Origin of the sequence: Odoribacter splanchnicus DSM 20712 (genome assembly GCF_000190535.1) — a bacterium.
In the GTDB taxonomy this organism is placed as follows: Bacteria; Bacteroidota; Bacteroidia; order Bacteroidales; family Marinifilaceae; genus Odoribacter; species Odoribacter splanchnicus.
In genome coordinates this window covers 2,584,128-2,609,036 of record NC_015160.1, presented here as the reverse complement: position 1 = coordinate 2,609,036, position 24,909 = coordinate 2,584,128, and the positions used below count along the sequence as shown (strand labels likewise).

Here is a 24,909-nt window from a genome sequence, read left to right as displayed (position 1 = left end):
AGTTATTAATCGAGGATTATGATAAAACCAGATGGACAAATATTGGTCATTTTCGGGGCTTCCGGAGATTTGACGAAACGTAAATTATTGCCTTCGTTGTATGAGTTGTTTGCTCGGGATATGCTGCCTGAAAATTTTGTGATTTTAGGTGTTGCGAGGACTCCTTTCTCGGATGAGGAATTCCGGATACAGCAGAAAGATAATCTGAAGGCTTTTTTGAAAGGGAAACATCCTGAGGCTAAACAATTGGATGCTTTTCTGGAAAGGGTACATTATTTAGGATTCAATTCGGATGAAGCGGCCGAGTATCATTTGCTGGTTGAGAAGATTGCCGAATTACGGAAAGCAAAAGATATTCCGGATCATCTGATTTTTTACCTGGCGACTCCACCGCAAAAATATGGCCCGATTGCAGAAGCGCTGCGTAAAAGTAAATTGAATAAAGCGTCGGAAGAAGGAGGTTGGAGGCGGATTATCGTCGAGAAACCTTTCGGGAGCAGTTTGGAAACGGCACAAGCACTGAATAAACAACTGTGTTCGATCTTCGACGAAGAAGATATTTACCGGATCGATCATTTCCTGGGGAAAGAGACGGTACAGAATATACTCGTGCTTCGGTTTGCCAACCAGATTTTCGAGTCGTTGTGGAATCGGAATTACATCGATTCTATCGAAATTTATGCGGCTGAAAAATTAGGGGTAGAAAACCGGGGAAAATATTATGAAGGGGCCGGAGCATTGCGGGATATGATACAAAATCACCTGATGCAGTTGATGGGGTTCGTTGCTATGGAAGCTCCTTCGGCTTTCGATGCCAACCTGATGCGCGATGAAGTGGCGAAGGTGTTCAGGGCTTTGCATCCCCTGTCACCCAATGATGTGATTCGGGGACAGTATATTGCCGGAAAAGCAGGAGAGGAGAGTGTGGTCGGCTACCGGGAGGAAAATGGAGTTGCGGCGGATTCTACGACAGAGACGTATATCGCTATGCGCTTTTTTATAGATAATTGGCGTTGGGGAGGGGTACCTTTCTATTTTTATACGGGGAAACGCATGCAAGAATCCCGGTCTGAAATCGTGATTCATTTCAAGAATGTTCCGCATCGTTTGTTCAGCGGAATTTGTCCCCGTTCTTCTTGTAATGAGTTGATACTGAAAGTGGATTCGCCGGAAAGTATTTCGTTGAAATTCGGGTTGAAAGTTCCGGGATCGTTCTTCGAAGTTAAACAGGTGAGCATGAATTTCGCTTATGATTCGTTGTGTAATACCTATATTGCTAATGCTTACGAGCGTTTGTTGCTGGATGCGATGCAAGGGGATTCTACTTTGTATACCCGCACGGATGCCCTGGAATTAAGCTGGCGTTTTATCGATCCAATCCTGAAAGAATGGGCCAAAGATCCGGCCAAAGGGTTAACTTTCTATCCTGCCGGTAGTAATGGGCCTGAAGAACGGAAATGGTTATTGCATTATTCATTATAAAAGGTAACGATAGATAAAACGGGAACAAGAGAACTGTTTTCCCGTTTTATCTGTTTTTACCTGTTTTCACCGTAAATTTTATGGAAGAACTGACCCTGACGACACCTTCGATTTTGTTCTCGGCGATTTCGTTGATTATGTTGGCTTATACGAATCGTTTTTTGGCTTATGCATCGGTGATCAGGAGCTTGAAAACAGAACACGAACAAAATCCGACCCCTATGGCACAACGGCAGATCGACAATTTGCGGAAAAGGTTGTATATGGCTCGCTCGATGCAAATTTTCGGAGTATCCAGCTTGCTGTTGTGCGTGGTTTGTACGCTGTTTATCTATGTGGGATGGCAATTGGTTGCTGTATATACCTTCGGAGTGGCTTTACTCTTGTTGGTGATTTCTCTCGCTATCTCTATCCGTGAGTTACTGATATCGGTGAAGGCACTTGAATACCGATTGGATAATGTAAAAATTAAAAAGGAGGGGGAAGAGAGTTGTTGAGTTAAAAGAGTTGCTGAGTTGCTGAGTTACTGAGTTGTTGAGTTATAGAGTTGAAAGAGTTGAAGGGGTATAGATGGTTGGATCAGAAGAATTTTTTAGATACCGATTATTTAATCCCAATAACAGAATGATTCAAATAATACTTAAATTTACCTTCCTTTCACAAATTTTCCCAGATCAACAGCATGGCAATTTAGTCATTCATCAACTCTTTTCAACTCAGTATCTCTTTCAACTCAATAACTCAGTAACTCAGTAACTCAGTAACTCAGCAACTCAGCAACTCAGCAACTCAGCAACTCAGCAACTCAGCAACTCTTTTAACTCTCTCAACTCTTCACTCCTGTCTATCGATTTGTTGTAAAGCGAAGGCGTATGCTCCGAGTGAGATGGCACGGCTGGCACCCAGTTTTGAGATGGTGATACCGATGCGTTTCATAGGGTCGTAGACTACTGATTTATCGGTTCCGTATATTTTCAGTTCGCGGGACCCTCCTTTGGCAAATTCGACGAATTCATTGAAATCATCCAGGTCGTATACTTTAAACTGAAGCCGGCTAATGGTTTCACCGTTCATGCGTTGTAGTTGTCCCCTCATTTCTTTTAATAAAGCAGGCATGATATATTTACGGGCTGCGGTAATTCCGCCGCCGATGACGATCAGGCCGTCGATCAGTGTTGCTGCGGTTGCCATAGCATCTCCGGCGATTTCTCCGTAGTCTTCAAAAGTTTTTAGGACGGCTTCCCGATTCCCCTCCCGGGTCCCTTCTGCGATATCGAACATATCTTTGGGTTCGAGGTTGTGATCGGTATCTCCGGAATTTTTGGCATATTCACGTTTTAAAGCATGGATCGCCACACCATCTTCACAGATCACGTCGGGGTATTTTTTATTTCTCAGGCAGAAAGTCTCCACACAAGAGTTATCTCCGATGTGCATTTGTCCGTTGACGGTAAATCCGAATCCGAATCCGGTTCCCCAGGTATATCCCAATAAATTTTTATAGCGTTTGGCACTGTTCAGACGTTCCAGTTTGGAGTTGATTTCGGGCAATGCTCCGGCAAGTGCCTCCCCGTAAGCAAATAAATCTGCGTCGTTGTTGATAAATACAGGTATCCCGAATTTGTCTTCCAAAAAAGGACCGAGGGCAACCCCATCCCGGAAAGAAGGGAAGTTAGGCAGATAACCGCCGATGATTCCGTTGGGATAGTCGGCCGGACCGGGGAAAGCAAAGCTGATGGCTACCGGTTTTTCATCCAGAGCGTTGATTACTTCCCGAAATCCTCTTTCCAACGTTTCCAGGCATTGACCCAAATCATGTGAATTGGAAGGAAGAGAAATCGGTTTGATCACATCCTGATTGCCCCGGATAGCTCCGAAAACAAAATTAGTCCCTCCGGCATCGAGGGTAATTACTGTTCTTTTATCAGTTTAATACATTATACTTTTGTTTAAGTTTATAAATGAGATATAAAAATATAGTCTTATTGCACCTACTAAAACAGGTAAAATTACAAAAAATCTTTAATTTTCAGGATTATTCCGTTTTTTCTCTGTTTGAGTCAAGGAGATCGGATGGGTGAACCAAAAGCAAGACCCTTCGCCCTCTTTGGAGTTTACACCGATTTGTCCTCCCATTTGTTTTACCAGACTTTTGCAAATCGATAATCCTAAACCTGTACCTTGAACGAAAGTATTTAATTTGACGAAACGGTCGAATATGACTTTTTGTTTTTCTTCGGCAATGCCTTGGCCGGTATCACAGACATAGAGTTTGAGTTCATGATTCGGCAAGAGTTCATATCCCAGTGTAATCGTACCTTGTGAAGTAAATTTCAGCGCATTGTTGATGAAATTCGAGAGTACCTGAATCACCCTGTTTTTGTCACTGGTTATGTAATAAACCGGGGATTGTTCATCGAATATCAATTTGACTTGATGATTTTTAATCTTGATACTGTAAGACCGGACAATCTCATTGCAGAGTTGATAAACATTTACCCGGTCGTTGATAAATTTGAAAGTCCCTGCTTCAATTTTAGAAAGATCGAGGATATCTGAAATCAATTGTAGTAACAATTCATTATTTTCTTGTACAATCTTCAAATAACCGAAACGTTCTTCCCGGTCGTCCGACTCGGCCAACAAATCGGAGAAACCGACGATTGCATTTAGGGGTGTCCGGATTTCATGGCTCATGTTAGCGAGGAAAGCAGATTTCAAACGATCACTTTCTTCTGCCCGCTCTTTGGCTTCGATCAGGCGTTGTTCGGTTTCTTTCAATTCGGTGACATCATAATTGACACAGATCATGTCCAGCTTTTGGGGATCATCGTTCATTGTGTTACGGATTACATTGATCCGCGTCCATTTGTTGCCTTCGGCAGTGGTGATTCTCAAGTCTTTGAAAAAGCTTTCGATTACTCCGGCTTTCATTTGCTGGATGGACTTCAGGATATAATCCCGGTCTTCAGGGTGTACATGTTTGTATACACCGATGATTTCAGAGAGGGGCGTCGTTGCTTCTTCTCCCAGATTATAATACCATTGAGGGATCCCATAGCCGGTACGTGTCCAGATGTCGAATCTACAATATCCGATTTTGCCGAATTTGCTGACCATAGAGAACGAACTTTCGAATTCTGCCAGTTGGCTATATACTTGTGTGATTTCGGTATTGTCGATATTGATTAACAGGTAATTGATCAGATTTCCCTGAGAGTCGTAGAGTTCTGTTGCAGTTGTGTATATTTCAAGAAGACCGTTTTTCTTCGATGAATAATAATTTTTGATTGTAGAGAGAGGATATTTGATGCGGAAAGTAATGGCTTCTTTACGGCGCAACGCTTCGATAATATGTAAAGGAAGATTCGGATTTTCGAACAAATTGACTCCTAGTACCGTCTCTTTGTTAGCGATTCCGAAAATTTCCATATCTTTGGTATTCAGGTCTATCAGGAAACCGTTTTTGTCGTAAAGTTCAATTCCGGCCGGTAAATTGTCGTAAATATTACGCAGAATTTTTTCACTGCGGTCCAAAGCCTGATGAGTATTGAAAGTTTCCGTTATATCTGAAAACAGATAGATGACTTCGTCGGGACGGGTCATGTAGGAAATGAAATGAAAATATTTATTGATTCTGCTGACAAAATGGGTATCGTCCAGATAATCCTTGTTGGGTGACAGTGTTGTTAATTGGAGGAGATTGGATGAAAAATCCAAGCCTAGCGAGCTGGCCCGAAGACCGTTGAAGTTTGATTTTCCGGTGATTTTTTTAGCAGCCAGATTGGCGTCGGTAAACAACAGGTCTACGGGATTTTGTTGTTGATCGTAAAGAATCCGGGCACGTAGATAGCCCAATGGCATATGTTTGTATAGATTTTGCAGATAATCCCTTTCGGTTTGTGCCTCTTGCCGGGATTTTTGAAGCTCTATGTAAATATTGATGATATTGACCAGGGAAGTAAACCATTGACAATCTTCATCGCTCCACTGATGAAAATCTTCAACCACGTCGATTCCTACATATCCCCAAGCTCCCTGAGGAGACACCAGAGGTACGACGATAAGTGATTTTATCGATTGTAAAGCTAAAAATTCTTTTTCGGAAGCAGCTTCTTCCGGTAAGTCGTCCAGAGTGGATAAGACGATAGAATGTCCCGACATGATTTGTTCGGTCCACCAGACATTATCGGTGGTCGCCAGGTCGGTGATCAGTGTCTGTTCCTTCTCTATATTGTTATCTACTACTTCAAAAGTACAAGTCTGTGTTTTGATTTCGGAATCGTATTCGATGATATATGCCCGTCCTGCCTTGAATACCTGAAGAATATCCTGCAAGATTTTATTAATGATTTCGGATGTATTGTTGTTTTGCAGAAAAGACAGTAAGGTATATGAAATATTATTGAGCTGATACAAGAGATTATTTATCCTTAATGCAGCTGCTTGCTCGGATTTGGTCGTTTCCGGACTATCGACGATCTGTATCGAGCCTGTGATAATAGAATCGCCATGCGCATTTTTTTCCTGATGAAGTTTTTTGATATGAATCCAAATTTCTCCTTTCGGGCAAAGAATCGGGAAGGTCATATCGTAGACGTAAGGTTGTTCTAAAGTTGCGATTTCTTCACCGATCCGGAAACGGAAATCGGTACGGATCCTGTTCAGAAAATCTGCAAAAGACAATCGATCGGATGGTAAACCAGTCAATTCCATTATCTGTTTTGAAAAAAAATAGGTCTGGAGTCGGTAATCTGCTTTCCACCATCCAGTGCGAGTATCTGAGAGAATACGATTCATCAGTTCGTATTCTTCTAATGTAATTTCTGGCATTACTTTAAAACTTGTTTAATAATTCGAAGATGCGCACAATTAACAATAACGCACCAAATATAAACAATTGTAAGGAATTAGGGGGTTAAAATATGTAAAAGCGGGAACAATGGATAAAATGGAAAGAGGGGAAAGAATTTCAGCAGTTATAAGGGTTACAAGGGTTTCAAAAGTTTGAAAAAGGAACGCCGGGACGGACCTTTCGTCCCATTTTCGGAAAAAACTAAAAAAGCCACCTTAATAGTGGCTTTTTGCTCCTCAGGTAGGACTTGAACCTACGACCTACGGATTAACAGTCCGCCGCTCTAACCAACTGAGCTACTAAGGAATCACTTTTGAAGTAAAGAACTCCGCTCCTCAGGTAGGACTTGAACCTACGACCTACGGATTAACAGTCCGCCGCTCTAACCAACTGAGCTACTAAGGAATATTTCTCAAAAGCGATGCAAAGATATGGCTTTTTTTGAAAGTGACAAAATTTCATCAGAAAAAAAATGATTTTTTGTTTTTTTTACAAAGGAATAAATTAAAGTGATTAATTTGAAAGGAGTTGTAAAAAAGCTAAATTTGTCACGATTCATTATTCATGAAAAATTAATGTGTGTGGGTATTCGATTAATAATATCGGTGACATTTTTGTTACTGGTGGTGTCTGTCCGTTTACAGGCGCAGGATACGAAGGTATCTCATCCATTTATGTGGAAATCTTTTAATAATCCGGCCTATTCAGGTTTTGATGGATTAGCGGGTGTGAATATCGGTATGCAACGGTCATATTGGAGTAAGCCGTTGGATTTCAGGTCTTATTTTGTTTCGGCAGATTATGCCTTTCAGGAGAAAAGGACTTTCGGCTTGGGAGGTCTCTCTCTGTTTTATCAACGCGATCAGGAAAGTTCGGTGATGTATGTGACCCAGCTGTTTGCTGCCGCCTTGTCGGCCCGGGTGAAACTGTCACGTTCTACGGTGTTGCAGGTCGGTCTGCAACCTAGCCTATATTGTAAAAGCGTGGATCCCTCGAAGTTGACACTGGGAGATCAGTTCGATCCTTTTTACGGTCAGATTTTGGATATCTCCCCTGAGTTGATGAGTTTTTATGCCGATAAAGTGACGATATTCGATATGGCCGCCGGTATTTACGGTCAGACCGATTTCAATGTGGCCTGGCATGGGGTGGCTAGTTTGGAGTATGGGTTTTCTGTATATCATATCATAGAATCCACTCAGTCGTTTTTATCCGAACACGGGTCTGCTTCTTCCGAAGAAAATCTGTTGAATCGCCGGTATTCGGGATATGTTTCGTATGCACATCCTTTTGCTTTAGGGAATCAGATCAATACAGTGCTTTCTCCGTACGTAATGATCGATGTGCAGTCGGTTATGCGGAATTTACAATTCGGAGTTTGCTGGGAGGAAGAGCGTTTCGGACTGATCGGTCTGGGGGTCCGGGGGGATCAATTCGAAGGATTGCAGGTAGGTACCTTGTTAGTACATTTAGGAGTGAATATTCCGGGAGGACGTGATTCCGGATGGAAGATCGGTTATACCTGTGAAGTCCCGACCCATCAAGGGACGATGTATCAAAATACCAGTCATTCTTTATCGTTGCATTGGTATTACAGGATAGTTCCCAAACGTTGCATCCAGCGTTTCGATAATTCGCCGAACAATAGTAAGAGAGCCAGAATGAAACGGAAGAATAAGGCTTTTCATTTTTAAAATCCGCCGATCACAGGCGAATAAAAAGGATCAGATATGAAAAATCAGAAAAAATGCAGAAAAGGGATATACCGCTTAGCTTTACTACTTACTGTTTTGTGCTCGGCAGTAGGTGGTTATGCCCAGACTCAGGACGATTTGAAATTGGTCGATCCCGGCGGGTTTAAGTTGTGTAATGGAGATGCTGTGAACGGACAAAAGTTGACGGTTTACAATCAATGTGTGCATGAGGGCTTCAAAAAAGGAACTTTTAAAGTAGATTGGGGAGATGGCTCTGCTGTCGAAGAATGGGGAACCGAAGAGACGATGGAGCATGTTTATAGGGAATTCAAAGTGTTTAAACTGAAATTTTCCTGGACTTCATCGGATGGCAATAAAGTACTCGAAAAAAACTATGATGTACTTCGGCTGAATAAGCCGGATGTCGCATTGAAAGTGAATGAAAAAGGTACTTGTTACGGTATGGAGTCTGAAATAAAAATTATCGATTATGATAAACAGACTTCCGGTACCGTTTATGTCGTGAATTTCGGAGATGGGCGTGATACGACTTTAACACAGGCAGAGATGATGAAAACAATGGGATCGGTGAAACATACTTTTCAGACCGATAATTGCCCGATAACGGTGGAATTGGAGGCTCGGAACGAGTGTTCGGACTACATGTTACCTTTACAGACGACCGTGACAACGGCCGTGGTTATTCCCCCGGAAGCGGCTTTTGATTTCGTAGCCCCGGGGTGTACCGGTTATCCTGTTCAGGTAATAAACCGTACGATTGAAGGACGGGATGTTTACTGTAATACAATAGCAGAATATATCTGGAAATTTGGAGATAAACCTTCTGTGTTCGAAAAATATCCTCAGGTGATATTCGATACGCCGGGAGAATATGAAGTACGCTTGATCGCTTCTACAGGGGGGCTGGAATGTTCCAACGATACAATCGTAAAAGTGATCAGTGTGATACAATCGCCGGAAGTCGGTTTTACAGTCGATAGGGATACCGTCTGTTCGGGCGAAAGTGTTGTATTTACCGACCATTCTAAAGGGGAAAATCCACAGTATTATTGGAATGTTACCGGTAGGCAGACAAATGATTTTGTTTTTATAAACGGCACTAGCGAGAAGTCGGAGAATCCGGTCATTCAGTTCAACGGCTACGGGGAATACGTGGTTGCACTGACTTTGACAAACGAATGTCCTCAAAATGTAAAAGATACGACTATTATCGTACGGAAGGATCCCGAGATTGTGGAGGTTACCTGGCCGGTGTCTTTATGTCCTGATCTTGCTACGGGGAAAGCTTTGGTGAATTTGGAGAATTATTTCCGTCTCTATTGGAATGGAAACCCGAAAGAAGCAGTCTGGAAAATCGAACCTAAGGCAGGAATGACCGGTACGGTAGATTTTTTACCCGGTTATGAGGCGGATAAAGAATATCCGCAGGTTTATTTGCAGGCTGGTGCAACCTATGAGGTTTCCTTGACTTTGAAAGGAGCTTCGGTAGGCGGTGTGCTTTGTGGTGATCCCTCCAAGTTGACGATCCATAAAGAGTTGAAAATCGATGATCCTGCGATTACCGACAATATTGTTCCGACACCTGCCCCTGTCGGAGACAACATCTCGATTTGTGACGGCGAAACGGTTAGTTTTGAGAATCATTCCAACGGAGAGGGATTAGAACATTTTTGGACGGTTAAGCCGATTACGACAGAATTATACGATCCGGCCTGGAATGTTGAATACCTGGCCGGTTCTCCGACTTCTGCCGGACCTCGGATCAGGTTCAATGGGTATGGAGACTTTGAAGTGACCGACTCGTTGTCTGTCCCTTGTAACTCGAAACGCATTTCTTTCCGGGTACATGTCAGGAAAGATCCGACTATTTTCTTGGCCGATTTTCCGACAGAAATCTGTCCCTGGGATGTATTGAATACGGAGTTGTGTATTTTTTACGAATGGTATAATCATGTGCCCGAAGCACATTGGGAGTTTACTCCGGATAGAGTGGACTTTGTGGACGGAACTTCGTCCGATTCGCCGGAGCCGAAGATTCATTTTCAGGAATCGGGAAAATATACCTATAAGGTCACTTTGCCGGAGGTGGGGTGTCCGGAAAAGGATGAGCATGGAGGTATTTTGACCCGGAAAGAATTGACCGGAGAATTGAAGGTCCGGATTTCAGGTTTGGATGTTACTGTCAAAGAGAAGGACAACCGGGATGAAGTATGCGAAGGTGGGATGCTTATCTTTACCAATTCGGCATCGGAAAAGGATCCTGAAAGTTTAGAGCTGGCTTATAACTGGGAAGTGACTATCCCGGAGACAGGGGAACCTCAGGGGGGGACGGCAGAGGATTGTGAGTTTCTAAAGGGGAATACGGAAAAGGTTGCTCCGATCACTTTTAAGAAATGGGGAACCTATGAAGTAACCGGTACGGTTTTCGGATTTTGTGATACCGTGTCGCGGACTTTACGAATCCGGGTGAAAAAAAATCCGGAAGTAGTATTGGAAGATACGGTTTCTTGTCCTGCCGGTTTTGTCCTTTCGGGTGATACTACGTTTGTATGGTATAATAATACCCCACAGGTAACCTGGCAGATTTATCGGCAGGACGGCACGGACCAGCCGGGAGATTATGAACTGGGTGCGGAGGGGTTGACGAGTCTGATTCCTCGGGTGGAATTTAAACGTCCCGGATATTATACGGTGAAAGCAACTTTACCTCATGCGGGATGTCCGGCTACCGATCCGATGGCTGAGGCGGTATACCATATTTATGATCCGGATGTTTACGGGGATATTGTCATAAAAACACCTGTTGCGGGAAATCCTTCGGTTGCCGATATTTGTGAGCAGGAAATTGTCGTTTTTGAAAATACAATGCAGGAAGAAGCCGGTGCGCTCAGCTGGGAATGGGAGGTGGTTAGCGACGTAGAGCAGGGATATGAATATATGCAGGACGGCCAGGTTATCGATCCGGCTGTGGGAAGCAGACAGAAGGCTCCTTCGATCCGGTTTACAAAATATGGGGAATACCGGGTGAAAGTAGTTACCCGTAGTACGTGTAAATCGCCTGTGACAAAAGAGTTCAGGGTGGTGGTGCATGGTATCCCCGATATCGAATTGACATCATATATGAAACGGGTCTGTGCCGGAGACGGTATTCCCGTGGAAATGTCCGATTATCTGAAATGGGTGGATACCCGGAATTCAGCCCTTACTTCGAAATGGACCATTACTCCGGAAGTGGGATGGTCCTGGAGGAGCGGAGATCGGGAAAATACCGATTTCCCGGGGATATTATTCAATGATAATGGGCATTATGAGCTTAAACTCGAGGTTTTTTCGAAATGTGCGGATGCGGGAAAACAGGAGTTTCTGACCGAAGTCAATGTGCTCAGGACCGAACAGCAGGCTAGCTTTTCTGTAGGTAAAGATTCTGTCGGTTGTACGGATGATCCCGATCCGTTTGTGATTACCCTGAATAATCTTTCGGAGGGGGATTCCCTGGCTTATACCTGGACGGTTACACCTCAGCAGGGGGTAAGTTTTGCCGAGGGGGATACGAACAGTAAATCTCCGAAACTTTTGTTCTCGGAGCCGGGAGACTACGATGTACGGTTAGCGGTTTCCAACGGTTGTCATCACGACGACGATTCGGTATTCCGGATCAAGGCATTTGCCATTCCCCGGGTCAGGATCGGGGATATTGCAGATCAGTGTGAACCTTTTCATTTTATCGGGAGAGAGCGGGTAGAAGTCGATCAGCGGAACGACAAAATACAACAGGTACATTGGACGATCACTGCGAATCAAGGTTATGCTTCCGAGGGATATACACTGGTGAATGGAACGGATTTAAAATCTTATTATCCGGATATCGATTTCAAAACCTGTGATTATACCGTAGTCGCAGCATATAAAAATCGTTGTAAAACACCGGGACAGGCTGTTTTTCAGGTGAAGGTCGATAAATTTATTCCTGTGATCCCATTGCCGGATGATACGATCTGTGAACTGGCAGAGGCCCGGATTCTTCGTGCACAGCCGGAAGGGGGCTGGTGGACGTTGAAAGATCCTGCAATTCCCGAAGCGGCTGAAGTGTTGTATACCGAGCGGGGAAATAGTTATTTTTATCCGGGCTTCGATCCCTATGCGCAAAAAGATATCGGATTGGTGTATCATTACCGGAACGGGGCTTGTATCGCCCGGGATACGATGAATATGCGGATATGGCCGTTACCTTATGTAGAAGCCGGTGATTCCTTGAAGATGTGTCTGAACAACCCACCGGTGACTCTGGTGGGAAGAGATTCGGCAGCGGGGCAGGTATGGCAACCCAACAGAGGAGATTGGAAATCGGGTCAAGACGTGTTGGCGGGACATTTGTTTACTCCGACTGTTCCGGGGGATTTTCAATTGTTGTATTATTATACGGATAACCATGGATGTATGAACCGGGATTCAGCGGTGATGCGGGTACATCCTTTGCCGTCGACCGATTTTACGGTGGCTCCTCAGAGTTGTATCCATACGGATGTGTTGTTTACACCCGCTCAGTCTGACGGGAATACATTCGAATGGATATTCGGCGACGATACGCCTCATGGGATATCGGACAACGAGATCCTGCATAGTTATGACATGTACGGTTATCGGGATGTTATTTGTATGGCTCAGTCGGTTTATGGATGCCGGGATACTTCCGAAGCTACCCGTATCGAGATTATTAATTTGCCGCCTCCACCTTTTTTCGATGTCGATACTTTACAGGGGTGTGCTCCTTTCGAGGGCCTCTTTACGGTCGATCCCGATACCTATAAGAGCGATCATAATTACCTGACTTTTCATTGGGATTATGGTGATGGGACGAAGACCGACACCTTGATGCCTATCGTGCCGAAGCCTTATCCGGCCGGGAGCTGGGATACGACCTTTGTTGCCCGGATGACAGTAAGCAACGTTTGTGATACCGTGAGCTACGATACGACGATTACTGTATTCTCGGCTCCGAAAGTTTCTTTTGCTTTGATGCATGAATGGGAATGTTCGCCGGTATTTTTGGAATTGCAGAATACGACTACCGGAAATAATTGTGTATTCAACTGGACTTTTACCAATTCACGAACAGGAGAAGTGGCCGGAGAAACGGACATCCGTAATCCGGAGCATGAATTTACGACAGATGAAGCCGCTACCAGCTATTTTATTACTTTACGGGCTGAGAATCGTTGTGATGTGGATGAGTATACCGATACCCTGCTTGTGAAACCCCGGCAGATCAGTGCTCATTTTACGCCTTTGGACAATCCTTACGCCTGTGTAAATCAGGAAATCTTATTCCGGAATAATTCTACGGACACCGTGTCTACTATCCTGAATACCTATTGGAATTTCGGGGACGGTAGTCGGGATACCGTCTGGAGCCCACGACATAAATACGATAAGCAAGGTACTTATCTGGTGAAACTGAAGATAGACAACGGCTGCGGGTGGGATACGATTTCTTCGCCTGTAATAATTTATCCTTTACCGCACTTGGAAATCAAAAGTGAAGATTATCTTTGTGAGGCGGATACATTTACCTTTGTCGTAAATTCAGATCAGGAACTGAAACAGGTGACCTGGAAATTGGGAGATGGACAGACAGGAAACAAGGATAGCCTGAGGTATGTGTACGAAGGATACGGTACCTTTCCGGTAACGGTTATCGGAGTTTCTGCCGAGATAAATCAGTGTACTGATTCGGTCATGAAGGAAGTGGTCGTTTATAACAAACCGATCCTGACGATCGAGCCGGTAGATACTATCCAATGTTCGCCTTATCTGTACCAGCCGGAGATTACCGGAGAGGCTTATCTGATGTGGGATTATGGGGATCGGTCGGGACTGACTTCGGCGAGGGAGCATTGGTATGTAAATGAATCCGATACGGTTCAGCGTTTCCGGGTGATGATATATGCCGAAACGGATAAGGGATGTAAATCGGAATACCTGCGGGGAGTAGTTGTTCCTAATAAACCCAGGGCGTTATTGGACAAAAAGGTGGAAAAAGGAAATCCTCAAAAAGTGACCTTTATCAATCTTTCGGAAGAATGTTCGGACTGTATCTGGAATTTACCTGATAAGGGGACCTTCCATGCTTTCGGCGATCAGACGGTGGAATTCGGGGAGCAGGGGATGTATCGGGCCGAACTAGTGGTAGAGAATGTATATGGATGCCGGGATACGGCGATTATGGAACATCGGGTATTGATCAAAGGATTGTATTTCCCGAATACTTTTATTCCGCATAGTCAGAATCCGAAGATCAACCGTTTTAACGGGATCGGGATGGGACTAGCCCGTTATAGGCTACAGATTTTCGATCAATACGGAAATAAGATTTGGGAAACCCGAGCCCTGGAAAACGGTCGGCCTTCGGAAGGTTGGGATGGCTGTAACCTCAAGGGCGAACGAATGCCGCAGGGAATGTATATCTGGCGTGCAGAAGCGATCTTCGGGGATGCCGAGGTCTGGACCGGAGATAATAATGAGTCGGGAGTTCCTGAAACGACGCAGGGGACGGTGTTGTTACTGAGAGAATAGGAAATCCGTTCCGGTAAATAATGGAAATTATAGTTTAACTTTTAAACGATAGAAGATGGATTATTTTAAAGAGGTTAACCTGGCAGTCACGATATGTGACAAAGAAGGGAAGATTTTGGAAATGAACGATAAGTCGCGTAAGACATTTTTAAAGCCCGGACAGGAGGATCTGATCGGTAAAAATGTGTTGGATTGCCATCCCGAGCCGGCTCATTCCCTGTTGGCCGATATGTTACAAAATCCCCGGACCAATGTTTATACTATCGAGAAGAAAGGGGTAAAAAAACTGATTTATCAGACGCCTTGGTATGTGGAAGGAGAATTTATGGGGTTTATGGAATTGTCGATGGAAATACCTTTCGAGATGAAACATTGCGTGAGGGGGGGGAAGTAAAAGGTTAAAAGTAAAAAGCTAAAGGCTAAAAGCTATAAGCTAAAGGCTAAAAGCTATAAGCTAAAAGCTATAAGCTAAAGGCTGGGAGGCTAAAGGCTATAGGCTGATAAGTTTAAGCGAGAGAGAGGAGGAAAAAGATGAAAGGGTTGATTAGAGATATACTGACTTTTTTGCGGGAGTTACAGGAAAATAATGACCGGGAATGGTTTGCCGGTCAGAAACCCCGTTATCAGAAATTGAAAGAGGGGTTCGATGAATTGGTAGACCGATTGATTGCACAAACTGCGGTTTGGGATGAGGAAGTGAAGAATCTGAAAGCGAAGGATTGTGTATACCGGATTTACCGGGATATCCGCTTTTCGCCGGATAAGCGTCCTTATAAAGATCATTTTGCCGCTTATATCTGTGGTTGGCGGGGACGTAACAGCGGACGTTGTGGGTATTATATCCACCTCCAACCGGGGTGTTGTATGTTGGGCGGGGGGTGTTATTGTCCGGAACCGGCTTTGTTGAAACGGATCAGGCAGGATATCTATGAAAATATCGAAGAGTTTACTTCGATTATCCGGGAACCTGAATTTATTGCCGAATTTCCTGAATTGGATACCGATGATAAATTAAAGAAAGTTCCGGCTCCTTTCCCTGCCGATTTCCCGGAGGCCGATTTACTAAAACATAAGCATTATGATGTGATGAGTGTAAAGCCGGAAGCCTGGTTCGAGAGCGACGATTTACTACAGAAAGTGGATGCAGTGTTTCGTAAAATGTACAAGTTTAACCGCTTTTTTAATTATACGATAGATAATCAGTAGTGAAGAGAGAAATCTTTATTATTTTTGCATAATAAAAAATAGATACTCATATGAAAGTCTTGTTATTGGGAAGCGGAGGGCGTGAACATGCGCTGGCGTGGAAAATAGTTCAAAGTCCGAAATTGGGAAAACTTTATGTGGCTCCGGGGAATGCAGGGACAGCCCAGTTGGCTGAAAATGTCAGTCTTGCAGTGACCGATTTCAGGGCTATCGGTGATTTTATTCAGGATAAACAGATCGATCTGCTCGTGGTAGGTCCTGAGGATCCGCTGGTGGAAGGAATACGTGATTTTCTGGAAGCCGATTCCCGTTTCGGGGGATTGATGATTGTGGGTCCCGGTAAGGACGGTGCTATTCTGGAAGGCAGTAAAGATTTTGCCAAACAATTTATGATCCGGCATGGTATTCCTACTGCGGGATATATGACGGTGACTCCCGATCGGGTGAAGGAAGGACAGCAGTTTTTAGCTACTCTTCGTCCGCCTTATGTACTGAAAGCCGATGGGTTGGCTGCCGGTAAGGGAGTGTTGATCCTTCCGGAATTGGAGGAAGCTCAGCGGGAACTGGAAGAGATGCTGGGTGGGAAGTTCGGCAAAGCGAGTAGCCGGGTGGTGATCGAAGAGTTTTTGCATGGAATAGAGATCTCAGTGTTTGCTATTACCGATGGTAAAGATTATAAAATATTGGGATCTGCCAAAGATTATAAGAGAGTAGGAGAAGGGGATACCGGATTGAATACCGGAGGAATGGGAGCTGTTTCGCCTGTGCCTTTTGCCGATGAAGAGTTTAACCGGAAGGTAGAGGAAAGAATTGTGCGCCCGACTGTCGAGGGCTTGAAGAAAGATGGAATCGACTACCGGGGATTTATCTTTTTCGGATTGATGAATAAGGGAGGAGACCCTGCTGTCATCGAATATAATGTCCGGATGGGAGATCCTGAGACCGAGGTGGTCATGCCCCGTCTGAAGACCGATATCCTCGAACTGTTCGAAGCGACGGCTTTGGGGAAACTGGCCGATTCGGCATTCGAACTGGACGAACGCTATTGCACGACGGTGATGTTGGTGGCCGGAGGATATCCCGGAAGTTATGAGAAGGGGAATGTGATTACCGGACTCGATAATATCGAAGGGAGTATTGTATTCCATGCCGGAACAAAAGAAGCTGATGGACAGATCCTGACTAATGGCGGACGGGTGATGGCTGTGAGCTCTTTCGGAACACAGATGGAACAGGCGCTGAAACAATCTTATGCTAACGTGGCAAGACTGTCTTTCAAAGATATGAGTTACCGTAGGGATATCGGGCAGGATTTGATAGAAGTAAAAGGTAAAAAGCTAGAGGCTATAAGCTAAAAGCTAGAGGCTATAAGCTAAAAGCTTGAGGTTAAAGGGGGAGAAGAAATAAATTGAATGATTGCGGGGAAATACCGGTATGAATGAGTTTTTAAAATCCAGACGGTTATATATGCTTTTTGTATTGCCATTCCTTGTAATGGCAATCGCTTTTCTTAGTGGGTATTTCTCTCTGGAGTCTCTCCAATCGGTGCAGGTGAAGGGAGTCATCAATATGGCTTATATCAATCAGCTGGATAAATCCTGGTTATCGGCAATCGGCTTTGTCATGGTGTTGGGGGTGGCCTATCTGATCTTTTTTCTGAGTGAACGGTTTAAATTGCTGGGACAAACGACGACCTTGCCTTCACTTATTTATATCCTGCTGACGTCGGGCATTATGGTCAATGTCGGTTTTGACTACCTCCTGATCGCTGTTTTTATCGTGACGGTCGCTGTATGGAAATTGCAGATGGCGATCAATGATACGAAAAGTAATGGTGCACTGTATGATTTCGGTTTTCTAATCGCCCTGTCCGTTGCTATTTATCCGAAGTTTATCCTGTTGATCGCTTGGGCTTTCGGGGTCTTGTTCTTTTCGGGCCGTTCTACCTTGAAGGATATTGTGGCTTTGTGGTTGGGAATTCTGACGCCGGTTCTGTTTATTGCTTTTTATTATTTCTGGACGGATCGTTTGGAATTGTTGCCGGCTATTTTTACGGATAACCTGATGGTCGGTGAACATATACATCGTCTGCCTGTAATCGATCTGGTGCGGCTGGGGATGATCGTATTGGTGCTGATCATTGCTTTGACAAACCTGTCGGCCCGTTATTCCCTGATGATCGTCAATCAGCGGCGTGGCATTCTTTCGCTGGTATCTATGATGATATTCCTGTCCTTGACGTTTGTGATTATTCCCGGCAATTATTATGATTTTATGTATATGTTTGCCGTCCCTCTTTCTTTTTTATATGCCCAGTATTTTATTTGCTGCCGGACCGCTTTATTCAGCAATCTGGTGTTTGTATTACTATTGTCTGCCTGTTTTCTGACGTATTTGGTTTAATTGTTCACATCCGATACGGGTACTTACCGTTTAAAAGTGAGTCGTTCGCCTGTACGGTCGGTATAAAAATCTCCTTTATCGTATACGACATGTCCGTTTACCAGCGTCGTTTGTACTTTATAGGTGAACGTTTGGTTTTCCAGGGGCGACCAGCCACATTGATAGAGAATATTTTCTTTTGTTACCGTCCAGGGGGCTTTCCGGAAAATACAAAGATCGGCCTGATAGCCTTCGCGGATAAATCCCCGGTTTTCGATTCGGAACAATTCGGCGGGGGCATGGCACATGCCTTCGACTATTTTTTCCATAGAGATCATACCGCGTTCGGCTAATTCCAACATTACCGTCAAAGAGTGTTGGACCATAGGGCCACCGCTGGCGGCTTTGGTGTATGGACCGTTTTTTTCGGACAGGGTATGGGGGGCATGGTCTGTTGCGATCACATCGATGACGCCCTGATTCACTGCTTCCAAAAGGGCCTGGCGATCGGCTTCGGTTTTGATGGCCGGATTCCATTTCACGAAATTCCCTTTGGTCAGATAAGCCTCGTCGTTGAACCAAAGATGATGTACACAGGCTTCGCCGGTGATTTTTTTCTCCAACCGTTTTCCGCTATCGAGCAGAGTCAACTCGTCGGCAGTACTCAAATGCAGAATATGCAAGCGGCTATTGTATTTCCGGGCCAATGAAGCGGCCAAGGCGGAGCTTTTCAGACAAGCCTCACGGCTACGGATAAGCGGATGATATTGTGGTGGAATATCGTCTCCGTATTTTGCTTTGTAAAGAGCTAAATTATGGTTGATGGTGGGCGTATCCTCACAATGGGTGGCAATCAGCAAAGGCGACTCTGCAAACAAACGTTCCAAAGCCGGAATACTATCTATCAACATATTTCCCGTCGAGGAACCCATAAAAGCTTTTATACCGCAAGTGGTACGGGGATCGACACGTTTTATTTCACCGATATTATCCGTTGTAGCTCCCAGATAAAAAGAATAGTTGACTAATGAAGTCCTGCCGGCAATCTCCTGTTTCTCTTCCAGCAATTGCAAGGTAGTGGTTGGCGGCACGACATTGGGCATATCCATAAAAGAAGTAACACCTCCGGCGGCAGCGGCACGGCTTCCTTCCCCGATGTTTCCTTTATGGGTCAGTCCGGGTTCCCGAAAATGCACCTGATCGTCGATTACCCCCGGAATAACGAAACAATGGCTGGCATCGATTACCTGAGCTTCCTGAAGCAGTGTTTCCGGAGCCTGAGCCAGGATTTGGGTAATCTTTCCCCCTTCGATGACCAGATCGGCCTGAAATTGCCGGCCTTCGTTGATGATAGTACCTCCTTGAATTACCTTTTTCATTTCTAATCTTTCCGTGGTTTTATTTTTCCGAACAGAGCCCGCATTTTCATGGTGATGACCCCGAAGACGGCTTCTTTGATAATGCCTTTACTCATTTTTGAAGTACCTAATGTACGGTCTGTAAAAATAATAGGTACTTCCTGCAACCGGAATTTCAGTGTCGAAGCAGTGAATTTCATCTCGATCTGGAAAGCATAACCTTTAAAACGGATCTTGTCCAGATTGATTGTTTCCAATACTTTCCGGGTATAACAGACAAAACCGGCTGTGGCATCATGTACTTTCATTCCGGTAATGATTTTTACATATTTTGAAGCAAAAAAGGACAATAACACCCGGCTCATCGGCCAATTGACCACATTGACTCCCGTCACATAACGCGAACCGATCGACAGGTCGGCCCCTTGCACACAAGCCTCGTAGAGCCTCACCAGATCCCGGGGATTATGTGAAAAGTCTGCATCCATTTCAAAGATGTAATCGTACCGATGTTCCAAAGCCCATTTAAAACCTGTGATATAGGCGGTTCCCAGTCCTAACTTACCTTTACGTTCGATGATATGGAGATTTGTGAACTCTTTTTGCAGTGTTTTTACGATTCCCGCTGTTCCATCCGGCGAATTATCTTCGATAATCAGAATATCGAAAGCGGGTTTTAAAGAAAATACGCAACGGATAATGTTTTCGATATTTTCTTTTTCATTATAAGTCGGAATGATGACTAATCTATCGTTCACAATATATGATTTTATATTCTATTTATCAGATTTACAGATATTCAACGATCCTTTCCAGCTTATTACCCCGTGAACCTTTTATGAAAATAAAAGAGTCGTTTAATGGGTGCGATTTCAGGTATTCCATGAACGATTCTGTATCTTTAAACCAGGTGATAAAGTTACATTTATCAGCGCAATGTTCAAAATTATTCCCGATGAGAAATATCCGGTCGAAATTTCCTTGCTGCGTTAAGCGGACGATCTCTTCATGAGCTGCAGCATTTTCTGTGCCAAGTTCGAGCATTTCTCCTAAAATGACCACTTTATGCTCTCCGGGCATCTCGCAAAAATTGCCTACGGATGCACGCATGCTGCTCGGATTGGCGTTGTAAGCGTCCAGGATGATAGTGTTACGGCCGGAACGGATCAGCTGGGAACGCAGGTTGGAAGGCCTGTAATTTTCGATAGCGGTTTGGATATCCAGGGGATCGATGCCGAAATGCATACCTATGGCCGAAGCAGCCATAGCGTTGTCAAAGTTATAACCTCCTACCAGGTGGGTTTTGACATATAAATCCCCTTTCCGGGTTTTCAGCGAATAGACCAGATAGGGGACGGTTTGTTTGATTTCACCTTTGAGTAAATCTCCTTCTTGTCCATAAGTGTAGCGTTTGTGGTCACGGCTGAGTTGCATCAGCAGCGGATCACCGGTATTGACAAATACTGGTCCGTTTTTCGGTAAAAGATAGTCGTAGAGGGCTTTTTTGGTGGCGATAATATTTTCGTAGCTACCGAAACCTTCCAGGTGGGCATGGCCGATATTGGTGATAATCCCGAAATCGGGATCGGCAATTTCACAGAGCGTTTTGATTTCACCCGGATGGTTGGCTCCCATTTCTACGATACCGAATTCGGTGGTTTCGTCCATACTGAGCAAGGTGAGGGGGACGCCGATGTGGTTGTTGAAATTCCCCTGAGTGGCGAAAGTCTTGAATTTTTTCGATAATACGGCATGGCAGAGCTCTTTAGTTGTGGTCTTACCGTTGGTACCCGTAATACCCAGAATCGGAATGTGCAATTGTTGTCTGTGATAATGAGCCAGTTGTTGCAGGAAAAGAAGACTATCTGCAACTAATTCGCAACCCGGCGATAGGTAATCGGCATTATCGATAATGGCTAAGGCGGCTCCCTGTTCAAGGGCTGCTGCGGCATATCGGTTCCCGTCGAAGTTTTCACCTTTCAAGGCGATAAAAATATCTCCCCGGATAATTTGCCGGGAGTCGGTGGTTATCCGGTGACCCCGGATAGCGGGATATAATTTTTCGATCGTTGTCATAAGCTGATGAAAAAAGAAAGGTTGCCGCTGGAATGAATGCTACGACAACCTTTTGTTGGGTTAATAATTTAAGAACTATTTCTGCGATACTTTATTTTTCTTGCCGCCGGTAGCATTCCCGACATGACTCATGGCACAGCGGAAACCGATGTCGTTACTGGATCGCTTCTGATTCATATAGCGCCGGCTACCCGGGTTCAGCCAATAGGCCCGGTCTTTCCAGGATCCTCCTTTATATACCCGGGCTTCATCATCGATCAGGGTGGTGATTTCCCCTTTTCCGTCGTTGTAATACATATCGTGAGTACCCCGGTCGTTTTCTGTGTTACGCCAGTCGATATCTCCGGAAATCCGTGATTTCAAATCTCCGTCGTTGAAATTACGGTTGTCGGCTGTACGGTAGTTTTCGCGGTTTGCCAGTTCGGCATCTGTCTGATTCCGGTAACGCATCCGTCCCAGACTGTCTTTGGGGGCTGCTGTGCCATCCTCGTTCAGTACCGGCGATTGAAATACATTACCCCGGTAGGGATTGAATTCCGCCATATCCTGGAAAGATAAAGTCCGGTATACATCGGCTACCCATTCGTTGACGTTACCTGCCATGTCGTATAAACCGAAATCGTTCGGCCAGAATGATCTGACCGGTGAGGTGTAGTCCCAGCCGTCGTTGGCCGAGCCCGCAACGCCCATATAATCGCCTTTCCCTCTGGTAAAATTAGCCATCATCCGTCCCCGGTGTTTTTTTTCGGCATATCTCACCCACGAACCGTCCCAGGGATAGATTCGGGAGTTGGATATTCTTTCGTCTTGGGTATTACCGATCAAACCGTAAGCGGCATATTCCCATTCTGCTTCTGTCGGCAGGCGATACTCCGGGAGCAATAATCCGTCTTCCCACCTTACCGGACGTCTTTCTTTACTCAGGCCTTTGTAGTTCTTTCTTACCGTACCGGTATATTGTCCTGTCGTATAAGCTTCCGTATTGAAGTTATTTTCATCTTTTTGATTATCAGGATCATGGGTCAGGATTTTTTTGTCGATCAGGATTTGTTCGTTTACCCTGTCGGTACGCCATACACAGTAGTCCGTTGCTTGTTCCCAGCTAACCCCGACTACCGGATACTCTGCATAAGCTGGAAAACGGAGGTAATTTTTCACCATCGGTTCGTTGTAACCCAACTGGTCACGCCACACCAGGGTATCGGGTAATGCCTTTTGGTATACTTCGGGATAGGTGGTATATACCCGTCGTAACCAGGTCAGATATTCCAGCCAGTCGATGTTACGGACTTCGGTTTCGTCCATATAAAAAGAAGCGATACTTACTCTTTTGGGCGTATTGTTCCAGTCGCCCATGACATCTTCCTGGGTACGTCCCATAACGAAAGTTCCTCCCGGAATGAATACAAGTCCGGGGCCTGTTTTTTGTGCTTTTACATTATTGTACTCGATCCCCCCGTTTTTACTGTCGTTGTATGTCCAGCCTGTGGTAGAAGATTTTTTCTTTCCGAAAATGCCTTTTATTTTCTGACAGGATGTGGCAGAAAACACAAGCAGACAACACGTTGCAAAAACAAAAAATCCATTATTTCTCATCTGTGGAATGTCTTTAGCAAATAGTTATGGTTGATTATAAAACACACGTCGTAATTAATCCACAAATATAGATAAATAAAGTTTTAGATGAAAATGAAATGATTGTATTTTTTCTTCAAAAGCTGTAAAATACCTTGCTCACTCTTCACTACCTTTGTAATTTATTGATAATTTTGCAAGGATAACTCCATATGGAGGATAAAGAATGACCTATGAAAATTAAAACTGGAATTGGAATCGATGTTCATCGGCTGGAGGCTGGTAGAGAGTTTTGGCTGGGAGGTATAAAGATCGGACATGAGAAAGGATGCGTTGCCCATTCGGACGGCGATGTGTTGATACATGCTATTTGCGATGCTCTGTTGGGAGCTACCGGCTTGGGAGATATCGGACAGCATTTCCCGGATACCTGTCCGGCTTATAAAGGGATCGATAGTAAGCTCCTGTTGCAAAAAACGAAAGCCTTGATCGATCACCGGGGATATGCGATCAGTAATATCGATAGTGTCGTTTGTCTGCAACGTCCCAAAATCCGACCGTTTATCGATGATATGCGGCATTGCCTGGCTGAAATCCTGGAACTGGATGTCGACGATCTTTCGATCAAAGCGACAACTACCGAACAACTGGGCTTCGAAGGCCGCGAAGAAGGGGTGTCGGCCTATGCTACGGTGTTGGTATACAAACTTTGAAAGGAAATAGCTTGATTGTATTTGTATTTTCCTGATTTTATCCCTTGTTATAATTTTATAACAAGGGATTTTTTTTGTTTCTATGATTTAAAATGATAAATATTTTGAAAATAAAATTAATTTTCTTGAATTATGCAAGCAAAATTTTATTCCTTCAACCTTAAATAGCCGGGGAGTGAACATCGGTTTTAATTTAAAATTCAGATCTATGAAAAAGAACATGGAAAAAGTAGTCACTATGCTGGCAGTAATAATGGGGTTTTCTGTAATAGCATTAGCTAATATTTGGATTCCTTAGGAAATGTGGGAGATAGACAAACGAAATCCTTGTAAAAATGGGGTCTTTGTTCCCGATGGTGGGGAAGAATTTATTGATCATATTCCGGCTATTTCCGGAAATTGTATTTGTGATCCGGGATATTGGGGACCACTTTGTGAGTTTGAGGTGGAAGATTAAAGTATTTGTAACACGAGGGGGACTAAAAAGCCAAAATGTCTCTCAGAGAATTGAATATTCGAAAGGAATCTCCATCAGGAGTACGAATAAAAAGAGGATGGCTAAGACTTTATATTATAATCCTATCTTTTATATGAATTTTGGGCCTGATCCTAAAAAGAAAGCCAAATTCTTAGAGAAAGTGAAAGGAGGACATTTGCTAAATATTGTACCGACTTCTTCCGGGCGTGAAGTACTTTCCTATTTTGAGGGAGATGAGTTGATAGCCTATCAACTTACAGATAAAATATATATTTTTCAGGATACTTGTCGTTTTTATATCGAGAAAGCCGGGATCGTTTATGATGTTTTTCCGGAAGGAATAAAACCTCGTTATCGCATAAATAAAGGAGAATGTCAGGGATTTCTAACTAAAGAAGAATTTCTGACACAAGTTTTTACAAAAAAATGTCATGTGTTCGTTAAATGAAGCGGATAAATATGTGTGGAAAGAATACTGATTTAATGTGCGTTATTA

Annotated in this window: 17 protein-coding genes and 2 tRNA genes; 11 read left to right on the top strand and 8 right to left on the bottom strand. The window is 44.1% G+C overall.

Features of this window, described 5'->3' with window-relative positions; translation table 11 throughout:
* Nucleotides 1-18: 18 nt before the first annotated feature.
* Nucleotides 19-1,482 carry a glucose-6-phosphate dehydrogenase gene (zwf, locus tag ODOSP_RS11010; RefSeq protein WP_013612381.1) on the top strand — a complete coding sequence of 488 codons (1,464 nt, stop codon included), beginning with the start codon at nucleotides 19-21 and terminating at the stop codon, nucleotides 1,480-1,482.
* An 80-nt stretch (nucleotides 1,483-1,562) separates the two neighbouring features.
* Nucleotides 1,563-1,979, top strand: coding sequence for a DUF2721 domain-containing protein (locus tag ODOSP_RS11005; protein ID WP_013612380.1), 417 nt, complete (start codon nucleotides 1,563-1,565; stop codon nucleotides 1,977-1,979).
* A 337-nt stretch (nucleotides 1,980-2,316) separates the two neighbouring features.
* Here the strand turns inward: ODOSP_RS11005 and ODOSP_RS11000 are convergent, their stop codons facing one another.
* The 4 genes from ODOSP_RS11000 to ODOSP_RS10985 all read right to left on the bottom strand — a co-directional run bounded on the left by ODOSP_RS11000 (nucleotide 2,317) and on the right by ODOSP_RS10985 (nucleotide 6,742).
* Nucleotides 2,317-3,393, bottom strand: coding sequence for an ROK family protein (locus ODOSP_RS11000; protein WP_228026244.1), 1,077 nt, complete (start codon nucleotides 3,391-3,393; stop codon nucleotides 2,317-2,319).
* A gap of 111 nt (nucleotides 3,394-3,504) precedes the next feature.
* Entirely contained in the window at nucleotides 3,505-6,315 is a 2,811-nt protein-coding gene (locus ODOSP_RS10995; protein ID WP_013612378.1) for a sensor histidine kinase, read from the bottom strand.
* Nucleotides 6,316-6,569: 254 nt separating this feature from the next.
* A tRNA-Asn gene (locus ODOSP_RS10990) sits at nucleotides 6,570-6,643 on the bottom strand.
* 25 nt (nucleotides 6,644-6,668) lie between these two features.
* Nucleotides 6,669-6,742, bottom strand: a tRNA-Asn gene (locus tag ODOSP_RS10985).
* Between the two features lie 200 nt (nucleotides 6,743-6,942).
* On the opposite strand from ODOSP_RS10985, the gene ODOSP_RS10980 reads away from it, so the two are divergent.
* The 6 genes from ODOSP_RS10980 to ODOSP_RS10955 all read left to right on the top strand — a co-directional run bounded on the left by ODOSP_RS10980 (nucleotide 6,943) and on the right by ODOSP_RS10955 (nucleotide 18,234).
* A complete protein-coding gene (locus tag ODOSP_RS10980) occupies nucleotides 6,943-8,031 on the top strand; it encodes a PorP/SprF family type IX secretion system membrane protein (protein ID WP_157741843.1) in 1,089 nt (362 codons plus the stop codon).
* Between the two features lie 36 nt (nucleotides 8,032-8,067).
* Nucleotides 8,068-14,625, top strand: coding sequence for a PKD domain-containing protein (locus ODOSP_RS10975; RefSeq protein WP_013612376.1), 6,558 nt, complete (start codon nucleotides 8,068-8,070; stop codon nucleotides 14,623-14,625).
* A 55-nt stretch (nucleotides 14,626-14,680) separates the two neighbouring features.
* Nucleotides 14,681-15,019, top strand: coding sequence for a hypothetical protein (locus ODOSP_RS10970; RefSeq protein ID WP_013612375.1), 339 nt, complete (start codon nucleotides 14,681-14,683; stop codon nucleotides 15,017-15,019).
* 137 nt (nucleotides 15,020-15,156) lie between these two features.
* Nucleotides 15,157-15,831, top strand: coding sequence for a DUF2461 domain-containing protein (locus ODOSP_RS10965; protein WP_013612374.1), 675 nt, complete (start codon nucleotides 15,157-15,159; stop codon nucleotides 15,829-15,831).
* A gap of 50 nt (nucleotides 15,832-15,881) precedes the next feature.
* Nucleotides 15,882-17,186, top strand: a complete 1,305-nt coding sequence (gene purD / locus ODOSP_RS10960) for a phosphoribosylamine--glycine ligase (RefSeq protein WP_013612373.1) — start codon at nucleotides 15,882-15,884, stop codon at nucleotides 17,184-17,186.
* 79 nt (nucleotides 17,187-17,265) lie between these two features.
* Nucleotides 17,266-18,234, top strand: a complete 969-nt coding sequence (locus tag ODOSP_RS10955) for a DUF6427 family protein (protein ID WP_167535995.1) — start codon at nucleotides 17,266-17,268, stop codon at nucleotides 18,232-18,234.
* Nucleotides 18,235-18,257: 23 nt separating this feature from the next.
* Here the strand turns inward: ODOSP_RS10955 and ODOSP_RS10950 are convergent, their stop codons facing one another.
* From ODOSP_RS10950 to gldJ, 4 genes are all read right to left on the bottom strand, one after another.
* Nucleotides 18,258-19,592, bottom strand: a complete 1,335-nt coding sequence (locus ODOSP_RS10950) for a dihydroorotase (protein WP_013612371.1) — start codon at nucleotides 19,590-19,592, stop codon at nucleotides 18,258-18,260.
* Between the two features lie 2 nt (nucleotides 19,593-19,594).
* Nucleotides 19,595-20,329: a polyprenol monophosphomannose synthase gene (locus ODOSP_RS10945; RefSeq protein ID WP_013612370.1), complete on the bottom strand. Its 735-nt coding sequence runs from the start codon at nucleotides 20,327-20,329 to the stop codon at nucleotides 19,595-19,597.
* Nucleotides 20,330-20,360: 31 nt separating this feature from the next.
* Nucleotides 20,361-21,647, bottom strand: coding sequence for a UDP-N-acetylmuramoyl-tripeptide--D-alanyl-D-alanine ligase (locus ODOSP_RS10940; RefSeq protein WP_013612369.1), 1,287 nt, complete (start codon nucleotides 21,645-21,647; stop codon nucleotides 20,361-20,363).
* Between the two features lie 75 nt (nucleotides 21,648-21,722).
* Entirely contained in the window at nucleotides 21,723-23,243 is a 1,521-nt protein-coding gene (gene gldJ, locus ODOSP_RS10935) for a gliding motility lipoprotein GldJ (protein ID WP_013612368.1), read from the bottom strand.
* A gap of 212 nt (nucleotides 23,244-23,455) precedes the next feature.
* Between gldJ and ispF the strand changes: the two genes are divergently transcribed.
* From ispF to ODOSP_RS19720, 3 genes are all read left to right on the top strand, one after another.
* Nucleotides 23,456-23,935, top strand: coding sequence for a 2-C-methyl-D-erythritol 2,4-cyclodiphosphate synthase (gene ispF / locus ODOSP_RS10930; RefSeq protein WP_013612367.1), 480 nt, complete (start codon nucleotides 23,456-23,458; stop codon nucleotides 23,933-23,935).
* Nucleotides 23,936-24,236: 301 nt separating this feature from the next.
* On the top strand, nucleotides 24,237-24,392 hold the full coding sequence (locus tag ODOSP_RS19925) for a hypothetical protein (protein ID WP_167535994.1): 156 nt from the start codon (nucleotides 24,237-24,239) through the stop codon (nucleotides 24,390-24,392).
* A gap of 97 nt (nucleotides 24,393-24,489) precedes the next feature.
* Complete coding sequence (locus tag ODOSP_RS19720; RefSeq protein WP_147347694.1) at nucleotides 24,490-24,861, top strand: hypothetical protein; 372 nt, start codon at nucleotides 24,490-24,492, stop codon at nucleotides 24,859-24,861.
* Nucleotides 24,862-24,909 lie beyond the last annotated feature (48 nt).